Origin of the sequence: Ruegeria atlantica (genome assembly GCF_001458195.1) — a bacterium.
Taxonomy (GTDB): domain Bacteria; phylum Pseudomonadota; class Alphaproteobacteria; order Rhodobacterales; family Rhodobacteraceae; genus Ruegeria; species Ruegeria atlantica.
The window spans coordinates 1-14,133 of the sequence record NZ_CYPU01000072.1 but is presented as its reverse complement, the minus strand read 5'-3'; the positions used below and the strand labels follow the sequence as shown (position 1 = coordinate 14,133).

At 57.6% G+C, this 14,133-nt stretch carries 17 protein-coding genes and 2 tRNA genes; 2 read left to right on the top strand and 17 right to left on the bottom strand.

Annotation, left to right across the window (positions count from 1 at the left end; translation table 11 throughout):
• Window positions 1–52 precede the first annotated feature (52 nt).
• From RUA4292_RS21085 to RUA4292_RS21055, 7 genes are all read right to left on the bottom strand, one after another.
• On the bottom strand, window positions 53–2,065 hold the full coding sequence (locus RUA4292_RS21085) for a DEAD/DEAH box helicase (protein ID WP_058279526.1): 2,013 nt from the start codon (window positions 2,063–2,065) through the stop codon (window positions 53–55).
• A gap of 233 nt (window positions 2,066–2,298) precedes the next feature.
• Window positions 2,299–2,373 (bottom strand) — tRNA-Phe (locus tag RUA4292_RS21080).
• Between the two features lie 79 nt (window positions 2,374–2,452).
• Window positions 2,453–2,635, bottom strand: a complete 183-nt coding sequence (locus RUA4292_RS21075) for a DNA gyrase inhibitor YacG (RefSeq protein WP_058275399.1) — start codon at window positions 2,633–2,635, stop codon at window positions 2,453–2,455.
• Window positions 2,632–3,654: a ribonuclease E/G gene (locus tag RUA4292_RS21070; protein WP_058279388.1), complete on the bottom strand. Its 1,023-nt coding sequence runs from the start codon at window positions 3,652–3,654 to the stop codon at window positions 2,632–2,634. The genes RUA4292_RS21075 and RUA4292_RS21070 overlap by 4 nt, the downstream gene beginning before the upstream one ends.
• Window positions 3,651–4,229, bottom strand: coding sequence for a Maf family protein (locus RUA4292_RS21065; protein WP_058279387.1), 579 nt, complete (start codon window positions 4,227–4,229; stop codon window positions 3,651–3,653). Before RUA4292_RS21065 ends, RUA4292_RS21070 begins: the two co-directional genes overlap by 4 nt.
• Window positions 4,230–4,240: 11 nt before the next feature.
• Window positions 4,241–4,459: a translation initiation factor IF-1 gene (gene infA, locus RUA4292_RS21060; protein ID WP_005978431.1), complete on the bottom strand. Its 219-nt coding sequence runs from the start codon at window positions 4,457–4,459 to the stop codon at window positions 4,241–4,243.
• A 91-nt stretch (window positions 4,460–4,550) separates the two neighbouring features.
• Entirely contained in the window at window positions 4,551–5,426 is an 876-nt protein-coding gene (locus RUA4292_RS21055) for a carbon-nitrogen hydrolase family protein (protein WP_058279386.1), read from the bottom strand.
• A gap of 497 nt (window positions 5,427–5,923) precedes the next feature.
• Here RUA4292_RS21055 and RUA4292_RS21050 point away from each other — a divergent pair, with 497 nt between their 5' ends.
• The gene (locus RUA4292_RS21050; RefSeq protein ID WP_306346077.1) at window positions 5,924–6,283 is read left to right on the top strand and encodes a CHAP domain-containing protein; all 360 of its coding nucleotides are present in this window, start codon (window positions 5,924–5,926) and stop codon (window positions 6,281–6,283) included.
• A gap of 139 nt (window positions 6,284–6,422) precedes the next feature.
• On the opposite strand, the gene RUA4292_RS21045 is transcribed toward RUA4292_RS21050, so the two are convergent.
• The 10 genes from RUA4292_RS21045 to RUA4292_RS25035 form a co-directional block, all read right to left on the bottom strand.
• Window positions 6,423–7,016 carry a GNAT family N-acetyltransferase gene (locus tag RUA4292_RS21045; protein ID WP_058279385.1) on the bottom strand — a complete coding sequence of 198 codons (594 nt, stop codon included), beginning with the start codon at window positions 7,014–7,016 and terminating at the stop codon, window positions 6,423–6,425.
• Entirely contained in the window at window positions 7,009–7,407 is a 399-nt protein-coding gene (locus tag RUA4292_RS21040) for a ketosteroid isomerase-related protein (protein ID WP_058279384.1), read from the bottom strand. Before RUA4292_RS21040 ends, RUA4292_RS21045 begins: the two co-directional genes overlap by 8 nt.
• A 2-nt stretch (window positions 7,408–7,409) precedes the next feature.
• Window positions 7,410–7,862: an arsenate-mycothiol transferase ArsC gene (locus RUA4292_RS21035; RefSeq protein ID WP_058275393.1), complete on the bottom strand. Its 453-nt coding sequence runs from the start codon at window positions 7,860–7,862 to the stop codon at window positions 7,410–7,412.
• Between the two features lie 3 nt (window positions 7,863–7,865).
• Entirely contained in the window at window positions 7,866–8,345 is a 480-nt protein-coding gene (locus tag RUA4292_RS21030; RefSeq protein WP_058279383.1) for a UPF0262 family protein, read from the bottom strand.
• An 85-nt stretch (window positions 8,346–8,430) separates the two neighbouring features.
• Entirely contained in the window at window positions 8,431–9,228 is a 798-nt protein-coding gene (locus RUA4292_RS21025) for a hypothetical protein (protein ID WP_058279382.1), read from the bottom strand.
• Window positions 9,229–9,349: 121 nt separating this feature from the next.
• Entirely contained in the window at window positions 9,350–10,651 is a 1,302-nt protein-coding gene (gene hisD, locus RUA4292_RS21020; RefSeq protein WP_058279381.1) for a histidinol dehydrogenase, read from the bottom strand.
• Window positions 10,652–10,711: 60 nt separating this feature from the next.
• Window positions 10,712–11,179: a GNAT family N-acetyltransferase gene (locus RUA4292_RS21015; protein ID WP_233493510.1), complete on the bottom strand. Its 468-nt coding sequence runs from the start codon at window positions 11,177–11,179 to the stop codon at window positions 10,712–10,714.
• A 47-nt stretch (window positions 11,180–11,226) separates the two neighbouring features.
• Window positions 11,227–11,703, bottom strand: coding sequence for a DUF2948 family protein (locus RUA4292_RS21010; RefSeq protein ID WP_058275388.1), 477 nt, complete (start codon window positions 11,701–11,703; stop codon window positions 11,227–11,229).
• Complete coding sequence (gene murA / locus RUA4292_RS21005; protein WP_058279380.1) at window positions 11,700–12,968, bottom strand: UDP-N-acetylglucosamine 1-carboxyvinyltransferase; 1,269 nt, start codon at window positions 12,966–12,968, stop codon at window positions 11,700–11,702. The genes RUA4292_RS21010 and murA overlap by 4 nt, the downstream gene beginning before the upstream one ends.
• Before the next feature lie 6 nt (window positions 12,969–12,974).
• Window positions 12,975–13,130 (bottom strand): hypothetical protein, encoded by a 156-nt coding sequence (locus tag RUA4292_RS25035; RefSeq protein WP_199520031.1) that lies wholly within the window; start codon window positions 13,128–13,130, stop codon window positions 12,975–12,977.
• A gap of 83 nt (window positions 13,131–13,213) precedes the next feature.
• Here RUA4292_RS25035 and RUA4292_RS21000 point away from each other — a divergent pair.
• Window positions 13,214–13,288 (top strand) — tRNA-Thr (locus tag RUA4292_RS21000).
• The last annotated feature ends 845 nt before the right edge of the window (window positions 13,289–14,133 follow it).

Genomic DNA, 14,133 nt, shown 5'->3' with positions numbered 1-14,133 from the left:
CGTCGACGGGAATATGACCGCTGGCGCGTTGCCGCGGCCGCATTGAGCGGCGCTAAGTCTTGCGCCGTTTCGGCACAGCCTCTCCGCCCTTGCCCGCTTTCGCGGCTGAAACGCGGGCGCGATTCTTCTTGCTGCTGGGTTTTCCCTTGGGCGGCGGCGGGCCTTTGGTGGGTTTATCGCCGGGCTTTACGCTTCCGTCTTTGCTCTTGTTAGCGGGCGTTTTGTGGGTTTTCTTCTTTGCGCTCGTTGCCGTGAATTTAACATCCGGCTCGCTCAGTGACGAGTCGCGGTGCGGTGTCGAGCCATATTCTTTTGATCGGGTCTGTTTGAAACCGCGTTCCGCTGCTTTACTGGGCTTGCGATCTTCGGGCTTGGGTTTGCGGTTGCGGGGCGTCGGGGCATCGTTCCAATCAACCGGGGTGGTGTCCCCTTTGCGCGGACGCGGTTTACCCTTGGGTGGGCGGTTGGACCTTGGACGCTCAAACGCTGGCACGTCAGGCGCGCCATCCAAGCGCACAACGTCTTTCGAACCTTCGATTTTCATACCCGGTCCAACAGCCGCCAGAAAGCCCGCAACACTGGCTTCGCGGATCTCGACGTAAGACACATCATCGGCAATCCGGATCGCACCGATATCGTCTTTGGTCAGATCACCGGCCTTGCAGATCATCGGCAGCAAATGGCGCGGCGAAGCATTTTGGTTGCGACCTTCAGACAAGGAATACCAAACGCTCGGACCAAAGGCGGCCCGGGGTTTCGGGCGGTCCGCCGTCACCGGGGCCAACTCTTCCGGTGCTGAATGGCGCAATTTATACTGACGTAGATACGCTGCCGCTATTTGCTCAGGGGTAAACTTTTCGACCAGGTGCTGAACAGCACCCTGTTCACTTTCGGTAACTTCGACTTGCCAGTCATCCGAGGCGAGCATCCGCGCCTGATCCCGTTCGTTCACCTCATCCGAAGAAGGGGCGACGCCCCAATCCGCCGTGAGCTTTGCGAACTTCAGAATACGCTCGGCCTTTTTCCGCGATGACGGCTCGACCACCAGGGCGCTGACGCCCTTTCGCCCTGCCCGACCCGTGCGCCCGGAGCGATGCAAAAGCGTCTCGTGACTGTTGGGCAACTCGGCATGGATTACTAAATCGAGGTTCGGCAAATCAATTCCGCGCGCCGCGACATCTGTCGCCACACATACCCTCGCACGTCCATCGCGCATCGACTGCAACGCGTTAGAGCGTTCACTCTGCGTCAGCTCACCAGACAGTGCCACCACCGAAAACCCGCGGTTGGACAGCCGCGTGGTCAGTCGTGACACCGTCGCCCGGGTGTTACAGAAAACGATAGCATTGGGGGCTTCGTAATACCGCAGTGCATTGATGATCGCGTTATCCCCGTCCCGCGGCGCCACCATCATCGCACGATATTCGATATCGGCATGTTGGGTTTTCTCGCTGACCGTGCTCACCCGCTCGGCATCGCGCTGATAGCGCGTTGCCAGGTTAGCAATGGCGCGCGGGACCGTGGCCGAGAACAGCAACGTTTGCCGCTCTGCCGGAGTTTCATCCAGGATGAACTCAAGATCCTCGCGAAATCCAAGGTCCAGCATTTCATCGGCTTCGTCCAGAACCACAGCACGGATCGCGGTCAGATCAATGGAACCACGCATGATATGATCGCGCAGCCGCCCCGGAGTTGCGACAACAATATGCGCCCCACGCGCCAGAGCCCGGCGTTCATCACGCATATCCATGCCACCAACACACGAGGCCAGAAACGCACCAGCATCCGAGTACAGCCAGCTCAGCTCGCGCTTGACCTGCATGGCCAGTTCCCGCGTTGGCGCAACCACCAAAGCCAACGGCGCGCCGGACGCCCCGAACGTCTCATCTTCGCCCAGCAACTGTGGTGCGATCGCCAACCCGAACCCGATGGTTTTTCCCGATCCGGTTTGCGCCGACACCAACATATCGCGCCCTTCCAGCTCGGGCTGTGTCACGGCCTGCTGGACTTGTGTCAAAGTATCGTAACCCTTGCGGGCAAGCGCATCTGCGATGGTCTGTTTCACGGTGGTGTTCTTTGTATCAGCCGGGGGATACGTGCCTTGCGGTATTGCAATCAGCGCATCTTCCAAGGTTAAAGACCGCCTCTTAACGGGAGTCGCTGGCAATGTATAGCCGTGTCTTTTGTGGTGACCGAAGTAAAAAACCGCCGGTCACGTAGGTATCTTTTGATGAACTTGTCTGCAGTTTCAGCCAACTGTCAAAAGCCGATGCGAAACCAATACTTTACCAGATAAAGTGGTGCCCGGGGGCGGAATCGAACCACCGACACGAGGATTTTCAATCCACTGCTCTACCCCTGAGCTACCCGGGCACGGGAACGGCGTTTACCGTTGGGTGGAGGCCTTCTATGACTTGCTACAGGCAGTGTCCAGAGGCTTTTTCACATTTTTTCAATGTGGACGTTGTTGCTCTGGTTCGGGATCGGAAACTTCTGTTTCAACGTCCTCTTCCCGCTGCGATGGAACCGCGTAGGACCCGTTCAGCCACTTGGCCAGATCAATATCAGCACACCGCTTCGAACAGAATGGCCGAAACTCGGTTACAGACTTTTCTGCGCAGATCGGGCAGCTCATTTCAGCACTTCCGACAACGGGATACGGCCGCGTTTGCGCTGTAGCTCGTAGTGGCCAAGAGGGGTCCAACCTGCCAGCGTGGTTTCGACCAAATCTGCCTTCAACGCAGCGCGCAGAGAGGCCTCGAACCCACGGCGATCCTTTTTAGGCATTGGTGCTAGGTCCAGAGTGATTTGCCCCCCAAGACCGCGAACGCGCAAGGCACGGGCAAGCCCCTTGGCACAGGCGAAATTGACCTTGGTTCCGCCTGCCATCGACGTGTCGGACCCGGTGTTGACATCCACAGCGACCAAGGCCCGGGTGGGCTGAATATATAGATACCCGCCTCCGGGCAGTGGCTCGGAAATACCACGCGCCACGTCCAATGCATCCAATACGCCATGCGTTTCGAAACTGCCCGGCTGCGTCACAACCTCAGCCGGGTCGGTCCAGTCGCGCCAGGCCAGAACATGGGGTCCGTCGCCTTCCAGCAGCAGCTCGGGCTCAGTTCCCGGATCGTTCAAAACCTGATCCGCATGGGCCAGCATCGCACCGATATCTTCGGCGATTTCAGCCGCACCTTCGCCCTCACAACAGGACCGCAGGATCAGGCCATGGCTGCTGCCCTCCATGCTCTCATGAGCGATTTCAAGAAGGCGGTCACGCTCATCTTCGTCGTGGATGGAACGTGAGATATTCAAACCGGGCGCATCAGGCGTAACGATCGCATAGCGGCTTTTGAACAGAACCCGATCGGTCACTGGCAGCGCCTTACCGGGTTCGGCATAGCCCGTCACCTGAACCAACATCAGTACACCGGGTGCGAGCCCTTTGATCTGTCGTAGAAAGGCCGGACCGTCAGGTGTGGTCAGGAACATGCCGCCCTGCCCTTTGACCGGTCGGTCGGCACGGGCACGGTAAATCGTACCCGGCGCGGGCGCGTCAGCTGCAATCAGGAAATCGTCCAGCTGACCGTCGACCATAAGGGCGGCAGCTTCGCGGTTTTCGATGTGATCCAGAACAATGGTTCGACCCTTCATGACACCTCACGATACAGGGGATAGCCGATGCCTTGCAAAAGCGCGGCAGTCTCGGACAGGGGGAGCCCCACGATGCCGGTAAAGGAACCAGAAATCCAAGGGATGAAAGCCCCGGCAGGGCCTTGGATGGCGTAAGCGCCTGCTTTGCCCTGCCAGTCTCCGGTCGCCAGATAAGCGTTGATTTCAACGTCTGACAGGCGTTTGACCTTGACCTGAGACACCACATCACGTTGCAGAACGCGGTCCCCGCATCGTACGGCGACCGAGGTGATTACGCGGTGCCGTCGACCGGACAAAGCATGCAGGAATTCAGCCGCCTGGCCCGCGTCTTCCGGTTTTCCCAGAATACGGCGACCCAGTGCGACCGTGGTATCCGCGCAAAGAGTTACATCGTCGCCATCGGCCTGTACCGCCTGCACTTTTGCCCGCGTAATGCGATTGCAATAGGGCACCGGCAGCTCACCTTTCAGCGGCGTTTCATCAATGTCGGGTGCACGGATGGCATCGGGCTGCACGCCAAGCTGGGCCAATAGGTCCAGCCGCCTTGGGCTGCCCGATCCTAAGATAAACGCCATTGCGGCAGGCGTTACTTGAAGCGGTAGTTGATCCGACCCTTGGTCAGATCATAGGGGGTCATCTCGACCTGAACTTTGTCGCCGGCCAGAACACGGATGCGGTTCTTGCGCATCTTGCCTGCCGTATGTGCGATGATCTCATGGCCGTTTTCCAGCTCGACCCGAAACGTCGCATTAGGCAGGAGTTCCTTCACGACACCGGGAAATTCGAGCGTATCTTCCTTGGCCATGTTGTCTCCACATTTAAGTTGCTCCCGCAGAATCTGCGGGGATGTGCGCTTAAATGAGCCTATTTTGGCCCTATTTCAAGGGCGGAATCACCTATAGGGCGGATATTGTGACCGAATCGACTCGGGGTGATTGCTCATCCCAATGAGTTCGGTTGAGGACATGGCCATCAGACCGCACACCGGCGATGGCCGACATGTCGACCTCAGCATAAGTCCAGCCGGGTTGGTTCATGGTGCCTTCGGCCAGTACTCCGGTCGCGGGAAAGCCCTTGTCCGGTGGACCAAATATACCGCCAGTGCCGGTGTTCATATCAACAGCTTCGGACCATTCATAAGCGCCAACCAAAGACGACATTACCGTAACGCATTGATTTTCCAATGCCCTGGACATCGCGCCGATACGCACCCGCCAATAGCCTGACAACGCCTCGGTGCAGGATGGGACAAGGATAAGGTCTGCCTCGCTGAGAGCACGACCCAACAGCGGGAACTCACTATCGTAACAGATCAGCACCCCGATTTTGCCCAGCGCAGTATCGAACAGTTTCAGCGGGCCGCCAGGGGCAATATCCCACGACTCGCGTTCGAACCGGGTCATGATCTGTTTGTCCTGGTGGTCCTGTTTGCCATCTGGGGCATAGAATGCAGCCCGGTTCACAGGTCGACCGGGGCCATCCACAACCGGGGCCGATGCGCCCAAAATGTACGTCTTATACTCCTGCGCGAGGCGCCGGTGTAGATTTCGCACATCCTCCATCCGATCCGAGACCGCGTGGATCGAACGCTCCAGATCACCCGCCACTTCAGCCCCGTCGAGCGTCGACAGCTCCATTGCGCCATATTCGGGAAAAACCAGCAGTTCCGCCCCCTGCCCCGCAGCGTCCGAGACCCAGCCGTCTAGCTTGTCCTCATACTGCGCCCAGCTGTCGAGCCAATCTAGGTTATAGGCGGCAGTAGCGACTTTCATGGGCTATCCTTGCGGTCCAAACTCGGGCGAATTTATGTGTGAGTTCGCGGTCTGTATAGCCCCATCCTGTCAACGTGTGTATTGAACGAACAACTCCACTATGAGCTCAGTGCTGACCTCTTGTTCAAGCGCAACATCCGTCACAACGAGTGCATATGCGTCTTCCATCTCAGCCATTGGGTTAATAACGGCACAAGGAACTGGCAAAATCTTGCTGGAGAATTGGCAGGTCCCTTTTCATTTTCGGTCAAATTATCGTAGAACCCCGTTAGTCTTCGAACCGGCAATGAAGCATCTTGGAATACAGCGCCCACAAAACAAATACGATTTGGCCCCGCGTGTCCGGCACCGCCCGAACCGCGATTGCGGTGGCAGTTTGTTGTATTGTCTCCGCTTGCGCCGAGCGTCCAACCGATGCGGACCTCAATCCGGAACGTCAGTCAATGGCTTTGCGGGAGGTCGCGCAAAAGCAAGCCCGGGGGCAAAGGGTGTGGTGCGTGCCCTACGCACGTAACCTCAGCGGCATCCAAATTCGCGGCAACGCCAAGGATTGGTGGGGAAGGGCGCGCAGTGCATTTGAACGCGGCAATGAACCAGCTGTCGGTGCTGTGATGTCGTTTCGGGCAACCAGCGGGATGCCCCTGGGTCATGTGGCTGTCGTGTCGGATATTGTCACGGACCGGGAAGTCATCGTGAATCACGCCAACTGGCACCGAAACAAGGTATCGTTGAAAATGGGCGTCAGGGACGTATCCAAACACAATGATTGGACCTTGGTCCGTGTTGAAACCCAACCGGGCCGATATGGCAATTTCTACCCAGTGAACGGGTTTATCTATCCGAAAGATGACGGGTAGCTCAATTTCTCTTCGCGTCTGCCGCGAGGCATCGGAATGCGCCACGAGCGTTTCCCACTTCGGCCGTGAACCGCGGGCACTTACTGTTTGCGCGGGGAGGTCTAACGTCGATATCGTCCGCAGAGCAGACGAAAACTATCTACAAATCCCGCATCCAAAACTGCAGTCGCTTTGCTGTCTCGCCCTCTTCGCCAACATCCTTCCACGAAAACTGCGCGATCACACCAGGTAGCGGTTCGTATCCACGCGCGCGCCAGAAGGCATCCAGGGGGCGATTGTTTTCCGGTCGCATCGGGTGATCAACAGGGCGCTGCACGCTGCAAAAGGCGCATTTTCTGAAGCCCAGCTTGCGTGCGTGTTCCTCGCGTAGGTCAAAGAACTTATGGCCAACTCCCTGCCCCCGGTAATCCGAAAAAAGGACAGACTCGGCGCAATAGAAGACTTCGTTCAGGTCCAGACCAGAGCCATCAAAGGCGGCAGCGAAATCATCAGCGTGGTCGGTCAGTGGGGCACCGGTCGAAGCGCCTATCAGGCGGTCTCTGTAAAATGCCCCGACCACGATAGCCTTATCGCTGTCCCTGTAGGACTGAAGGTACTTCCGCTCGTAGTTGATGTCGCCGTCATACAGATACGGCCACGCCCAAAACACCTGGATCCGCAAACGCGCCACATCATCCAAGACATCCGTCAGCGCCGCCCCGGTCAGGGGGCGGACAGCTGTGACCTCAGCCATTCGAGACCTGCTTGGTCCAGTCAGCGAGGTTGTAGAACGTGGTGACGCGGGTAATTTTGCCGTCTTTCAAGTCAAAGAACGACCCGGCGGGCAAGCGGTAGGTCTGACCGCGGGCTTCGGGCAAACCCTCATCCGTTTGCAGATAGGAGCCGTTCACAGTGAACTCTGCCGCAGCACGAGTACCGCCTGCGGCCTCAAACACCACGATATCCGTTAGGTGTTCCTTGTAGCAGCGGTTCATATGGGCGCAAAAGACCGTGAATTTTTCCTTACCGGTGCGGATCTGGCCTTCGTTCACGTGATGCGCCACATCATCGGACAGGCAGGCCAGCATGCCGTCGACGTCACCGGCGTTGAAAGCGTCGAAACAGGTTTTGACGGTCTGGTTCATGGTCACTCCGTAGGTTCGCCCCAGCGGCCCTTCAGATGCTGAATGATCTGGTCGCGGGTCTGTCGGTAGTGAATTAACTTGTCTGCGCGGCTTTCGCCCAGTCCGGTAGGGTCCATTATTGGCCAATAATCGACATCCAAGTGAAAAATGCGCGTCAATTCCAGCGCCTGGCGTTGACTGGCCGGCGACAACGCAACGATCAGGTCGAACGAGCTGAGGTCGTCGCCCCATTCCTGCATTTCATCAAACGAGCGTGACCGATGACGGGACAGTTCAACGCCGACTTCTTGGCAGACCGCGATGCAGAACCCGTCAATCTCAAGGTCATTTCGCACACCGGCGGATTGTACGTAGGTGCCGGTGCCGTAGAACTTTTTCATGAGCCCTTCGGCCATAGGGGACCGAACCGCGTTATGGTCGCAACAAAACAGGACCGACTGCGGCAAAGGCTTCACGCGTCAGCCCCCGAAATGCAGCACGCAGATCAGCGTGAACAAACGGCGTGCGGTATCGGTGTCGATGTCAGCCTTACCTTCAAGACGTTCCTGTAAAACGCGGCTGCCTTCGTTGTGGATGCCGCGACGGGCCATGTCGATGGTTTCGATCTGGCTCGGCGGCAAGGTTTTTACCGCGTTGAAATAGCTTTCGCAGATCTGAAAGTAGTCTTTGACCACCTGCCGGAACGGTCCCAGCGACAGGTGAAACTCTGCCGCCTTTTCTTCGGCCTCGGTGGCGATATCGAAAACCAGCCGTTTGTCGCGGATCGACAACTGAACACGGTACGGTCCATCGGGCACGACACGGTCATCGCGCACAGGCAGCGCAAAGCTGTTTTCCTCCAGCAGATCATAGATCGCAACCTTACGCTCCTGCTCGATTTCGGGGGTCGGCGGAGGCAGGTTTCGATCATCTAGTTCGATGTGCGAGATACGAGTCATAAGGCGCGGTCCGTTCAGGTCGGGACAGACTTATAGCAACAAAATTAAATGGGCAACGCACACAGACCATTTCCTGACAAACTCACTACAACGGGTGATCCGAAGGGTCGATTCCGTGCTTCCGCAGCAGGGTATCGACAAGCGAGCCCTTGGCGATTTCACAATCCTTAAAAATCTTCCGGAACCAAGATCCAAAGAAATGCACGGACATCTTGTTCTGCCAGTCCAGAAACTCGAGCTCCGACATATCCGGATCGTTCCAGTGCTTTCTGTACCTGAGAGGGATCGCATAAAGCTCGGCGCGGGCAGAACACATATCATGTTCCGGCGTGTCATAAATGTAGTGAAAGAACAAAGGTGGCCCAAAGGTCGAAAGCGGCAAACTCCAGACAGTTGATCTGCCGAATATGTCGATGTAGTTCTTTCGCCGATCCTCTGCCCACCAGGGCGGAACAAGGTCACTGTCGAAAGCGAAATCACACATTTTTTTCAATGCCGGACTGTCGCTTGGCAAGGCAACAACACCATTCATCATACGTCGACGTTTCAAATTCGCCTTTGGAAACAAATAACCTTGTTTGGTCTCGAACGGTCTGTTCGCGTAGGCATCGGCATCCACCCAGATATAGTCGGTATCTTGCATAAGCTTCAGGCGGAACAAATCCGCGTGAACGGCAACGGATCGGGTGATCGGGTCGCGGTAAATCTCGGACGTATCAAATATTTCACGTGCGTCGCGCGCCTCAATGTAGTCCGGAATGTCCTCTAGGTCGCCATAGTGGTAGACGATCGGCTTCTGGTCCACATCCGCGAAGGATTTCAGGCACAAATGCTCCAGAAAACTAAACCGATTGCCGATCCAGAGTGTTGCCACGCGTTCCAAGTCTAGCTCCTATGTGTCAGGTCCTTCGGTCAAGGCGCCGTTGAACAACCGGTTGTTTCAAGTCCCTGCCTAGATAATCCGTGCAGGTTCGAGGCGGGCGTGACCCTTAGGCCATAAGGATTTAGCCGTTCAGACGCTTCAACCGCGCCGCTACTGAAAGTCCATGCGCCTCGAGGCTTTCGGATTGCGCCAGTTGCTCGGCTGCGGGTCCAATCGCACGCAGGGCTTCTGGTGTCATCTGGCTGAGGGTCGTGCGCTTGAGGAAGTCCATCACATTGAGACCAGAGGAGAAGCGGGCCGAACGAGCCGTCGGCAGCACGTGATTGGGGCCGCCAACATAGTCACCTATGGCCTCGGGCGTGTACTGGCCCAGGAAGATCGCGCCGGCGTGGACAGTCTTCGCGCTCAGCGCCAAGGGATCCGTCACGCACAGCTCAAGGTGCTCGGGTGCGATGCGGTTCGACAGTGCCGCCGCCTCGTCCAAATCACGCACAGTGATGATCGCCCCGAAATCGCGCCAACTGGCCCCCGCGATGGCGCGGCGTTGCAGGGTTTCGAGGCGTTTGTCGACGGCTTTGGCGACGGCCTGTCCAAACCCGGCGTCATCTGTAATCAGAATCGACTGCGCGCTTTCGTCATGTTCTGCCTGGCTAAGCAGATCCAGCGCGATCCAGTCGGGATCATTATCCTTGTCGGCAATCACCAAAATCTCGGACGGACCGGCAATCATGTCGATGCCAACCTTCCCGAATACGCGGCGCTTGGCGGCGGCTACAAATGCGTTGCCCGGACCCGTGATCTTGTCGACCGCTGCAATTGTGTCGGTGCCATAGGCCATTGCGGCAATCGCCTGTGCCCCGCCAATACGATAGATCGTGTCCACACCGGAAAGCTGCGCCGCCAGCAGGACCAACGGGTTCACTTGCCCGTCCGGTGTCGGCACGGCAATGGCCAGACGCTCAACCCCAGCGACCTTCGCGGGGATTGCGTTCATCAGCACGGAAGACGGGTACGATGCCAGCCCGCCGGGCACGTAGAGACCGGCAGCCGACACAGCAGACCAACGCCAACCCAGCATTGCGCCCGACGAATCTATCCACTCGTGATCCTCTGGCAACTGCTTTTCGTGATAGGATCTGATGCGCTCAGCGGCCAATTCCAGCGCGGCCCGATCTTCGGACGAGACCTGATCCACAGCCTCGGTGATCTGTTCAGCGCTGAAGGCCATTGTTTCGGGCGTCAGCTCCAGCCGGTCAAACTTGGCGGTCAGCTCGATCACCGCCGCATCGCCACGTTTCCTCACGTCATCGATAATCCCGGCGACAACGGCGTCCACATCCGGGCTGTCCTCGCGCTTGGCGGACAATAGTGTTTTGAAGGCGGTCTCGAATTCAGACGACGTCGTGTCGAGGAAAACAGGCATGTTCTGGCACTCCGGAGCGTTTGATCGGGACATACCGCCCAGATGGGCCGGCCTCAACCCTCAGTCCTGTAGGTGCAGCGATTTGCGCATACTCAGACAGGACACGTCATTGCGCTGACTGCATCCTCCGGTGGTTTCCCAGCCGTGCCGCGCATAGAAACCCTGTGCCGTTTGGGTGGCTTCAAGCTGCCCCTCGGTACAGCCAAAGGCGATAAGTTCCTGCTCAAGTGCCTTCAACAAAGCGCCGCCAATACCCCAACCAATGTGATCTGGATCGATATACAAAAGCGTGATTTCTCCGGCTTCGGTCAGCCCACCGACTGCCGCTGGCTGCCCGTTTTTCTCGGCAAGCCAGATTTGTGCCCCGTTCCTGATCCAGCCTCTGATCGTCTCCGGATCTTTGTTTGCGACCCATTGTGCGATCACCTTAGGATCATCCTGATGGTCCGCCGTGCAAAGCTCGGTAATTGACCGGACCAGAACACGGCTCAGATCGAACTCGTCGAAAACGGTCGCACGGCGCAGCACCAGACCCTGGGGGGGGGGGGCCGGTGAATGCCTGCGCTATGCCGCGCTTATTCCGGATGGTGCGGTGCCTGACCGGATGGGGCCTGATACGGCCGGGTCACGTCCTTGAGGGTGACATCCAGCGCCTCGACCGACAAGCGGATCGTACCATCTCCGGCAAGTGTTAGCATGATCTGCCCGGCACCGTCTTCGCCCGCTTCGAAATCAATCGACAGCAGAGACATCACCATTTCCTTGTCGCCGCGTTCGACCCCTTGGCTCGCCACAGACAGCACTGAATCGAAAACCAGAACCGACTGCACCCGTTCAAACGGGCGGTCGCGGCGGGCGGCGGCATCTTTGTCTTCCCAGCGGAACCGGTTCAGCAACAGGCCAAAGCGACGTTCAGAGGGCCGCCACGTCATCTCGGTGATTGGGAAAATCGCATCCTGCGCCAGGGTTGAGATCACCTGAAGGTCATCGGCGTCCTCGGCCCCCAGATTCAGTGGGGCTTCGCGTCCGTCTTCGAAACTTGCATCTGTCATTGGCCTTTGATCCGTTCAATCTTTGCGCCCACGCCTTCCAGCTTACGCACCACATGTTCATATCCGCGGTCCAGATGATAGACCCGGCTGACCGTCGTTTCCCCTTCAGCCGCCATTCCGGCCAGAATTAACGAGACTGAGGCCCGCAAATCCGTCGCCATCACCGGCGCTCCCTTCAGACGTTCAACCCCGGTCACGGTCGCCGTACCACCGTGCACTTCAATATTCGCGCCCATGCGCACCAATTCCGGGGCATGCATGAAGCGGTTCTCAAAGATACGTTCTTCCAGAACCGAGGTACCTTCGGCCGTGCACATCAGCGCCATCATCTGCGCCTGCAAATCTGTTGGGAAACCGGGAAACGGCTCGGTCACAACATCCACAGCATTAACACGACCGTTCTTACGGGCAACCTTCAGGCCAATTGGGGTTTCTTCAACCTTGACACCCGCCGCATCCAGCTTGGCCGCAAAAGACTCGACCAAAGCCATCCGACCACCCAGCAACTCAACTTCACCGCCGCACATCGCGGGGGCCAGCATATAGGTGCCTAGTTCAATCCGGTCGGTCACGACCTGATGTGTTGCACCATGCAGCCGATCTACGCCCTGGATCTCGACGGTCGAGGTCCCCTCGCCCGAAATCTGTGCACCCATCTTGCGCAGACATTCTACCAAATCGACGATCTCAGGCTCTCGTGCAGCGTTCTTCAGAACGGTCGTGCCTTTGGCCAGCGTCGCTGCCATGACGATATTTTCGGTCGCGCCCACCGAGGCAAAGCGCATCTCATGCACTGCGCCTTCCAGCCCACCCGGGGCTTTGGCGTGCAAGTAACCGTCTTTAAGCTCGATCTCGGCGCCCAGCGCCTCAAGCCCTTCGACATGCAGGTCCATCGGCCGCGCACCGATGGCACACCCCCCCGGCAACGACACAACGGCTTGTCCAAAACGCGCCAGCAAAGGACCCAGCACCAGATTGGACGCCCGCATCTTGCGCACGATCTCATAATCCGCCGTCTGGCTGGTCAGGTCATGGCTGGACATCGCCAGAACCTGCCCATCCTGCAGCGAGGACACTTCGGCCCCGAGCGATTGCAACAGCGCAGTCATTGTTTTGATGTCACTAAGTCGCGGTGCATTGGTCAGCGTCAGCGGTTCTTCGCTGAGCAACGTTGCGGGCATCAGCGTCAGGCATGCGTTCTTGGCCCCCGCAATCGGTATCTGACCGTTCAGCGGCCCGTTGCCCGTTACCAAAATCGAATCCATCTGCTCTTATCCCTCGTCCTTACCGGTCTTGTCCTCGGATGCCGCTCGCGCCTTGGCCTGCGCCTTGCGCCGCGCCATATTCGCCTTAAGCGCGGCCTTAAGCCGTTCTTCGCGCGCGTCCCCGGATTTACCGTCTTTTTTAGGTGAATTTTTGTCTGCCATTGTCTTTCTCTACAGGAGACAAAAAAAACCGTCCAGACACCCTTGCGCCGCGTTTCGTTTGAGTCTAATCACCCGCCCACAGCGCTGCTGTAGCTCAGAGGTAGAGCACTCCCTTGGTAAGGGAGAGGTCGAGAGTTCAATTCTCTCCAGCAGCACCATAAAATCAATAATTTACGAGATTTACTCTGCTGGCACCACATAAATGGCGACCACATGGCGACCACGCCTTAGCAAAATACGTCCGTTGTTAACGTCGCATGGTCGGGGCCTTGCCTTCATAGACGAGCTCCACCCCCCGCCCCTTGGCACCCCTTCAGCTGATCGAACGCAAGTCTGTGAGCCTCTCACACTTTCTGTGACGCGTTTTTCCAAGGCTACTTTTATTGGGGTAGGTCCACTAGCTGTTGGTTGGAGCCCGTCGAACTAGAGTTCTGGGTTCGAGTATCCCTTCGCACCAATAGCGGACGTTCAGGAAATTTGATTTTATGTCCGCATTGCGGGACTTTGCTGCCATTGACCCGCTTTCACCGAAGGACCGCAGACAGCCCCAATCGGTCAATCGTTCCAACGTCGGGGATGACGAAAGCAGACGTTTGTTGCGCCTTGGCTCATTGGTTGGTTTGCGGATAATTTGACCAAGGCGCTTGGCAGCGGAAATCCTGAAAGCGATGTATCGCATATTGGTGCTTTGTGCCAAATGGAGCCGCCGAGCCGCAATGCGACGCGCATGCCGTCCTATTGCCTTTCTTCTTTTTGCGGCTGTAGTCTTATTCGCAAGGGTCGTCGGGTGACCTGGTGTGAACGTCCATCCCGGGTAGGGAGATTATGAGAAAACCGGAATTGTTCAGAGATATTTCCTGTTGGCTGCTCGAACGCGCTTTAACGGATGCCGATCTTGACGAAACAGTGGCCGGTCTGGGGCGCAGGCTGGTGCAGGGCGGTGTGCCGGTATTTCGGATCAATTTTGGCTCGATGCTCCTGCACCCTGTCCTAGGCGCGCTGG

Coding starts and splice junctions, on each gene's coding strand:
- RUA4292_RS21075 (WP_058275399.1), bottom strand. CDS start 2,635: ATGAGCTGCCCGATCTGCGCAGAAAAGTCTGTAACCGAGTTTCGGCCA.
- RUA4292_RS21070 (WP_058279388.1), bottom strand. CDS start 3,654: ATGAAGGGTCGAACCATTGTTCTGGATCACATCGAAAACCGCGAAGCT.
- RUA4292_RS21065 (WP_058279387.1), bottom strand. CDS start 4,229: ATGGCGTTTATCTTAGGATCGGGCAGCCCAAGGCGGCTGGACCTATTG.
- infA (WP_005978431.1), bottom strand. CDS start 4,459: ATGGCCAAGGAAGATACGCTCGAATTTCCCGGTGTCGTGAAGGAACTC.
- RUA4292_RS21055 (WP_058279386.1), bottom strand. CDS start 5,426: ATGAAAGTCGCTACTGCCGCCTATAACCTAGATTGGCTCGACAGCTGG.
- RUA4292_RS21045 (WP_058279385.1), bottom strand. CDS start 7,016: ATGGCTGAGGTCACAGCTGTCCGCCCCCTGACCGGGGCGGCGCTGACG.
- RUA4292_RS21040 (WP_058279384.1), bottom strand. CDS start 7,407: ATGAACCAGACCGTCAAAACCTGTTTCGACGCTTTCAACGCCGGTGAC.
- RUA4292_RS21030 (WP_058279383.1), bottom strand. CDS start 8,345: ATGACTCGTATCTCGCACATCGAACTAGATGATCGAAACCTGCCTCCG.
- hisD (WP_058279381.1), bottom strand. CDS start 10,651: ATGCCTGTTTTCCTCGACACGACGTCGTCTGAATTCGAGACCGCCTTC.
- RUA4292_RS21010 (WP_058275388.1), bottom strand. CDS start 11,703: ATGACAGATGCAAGTTTCGAAGACGGACGCGAAGCCCCACTGAATCTG.
- murA (WP_058279380.1), bottom strand. CDS start 12,968: ATGGATTCGATTTTGGTAACGGGCAACGGGCCGCTGAACGGTCAGATA.
- RUA4292_RS25035 (WP_199520031.1), bottom strand. CDS start 13,130: ATGGCAGACAAAAATTCACCTAAAAAAGACGGTAAATCCGGGGACGCG.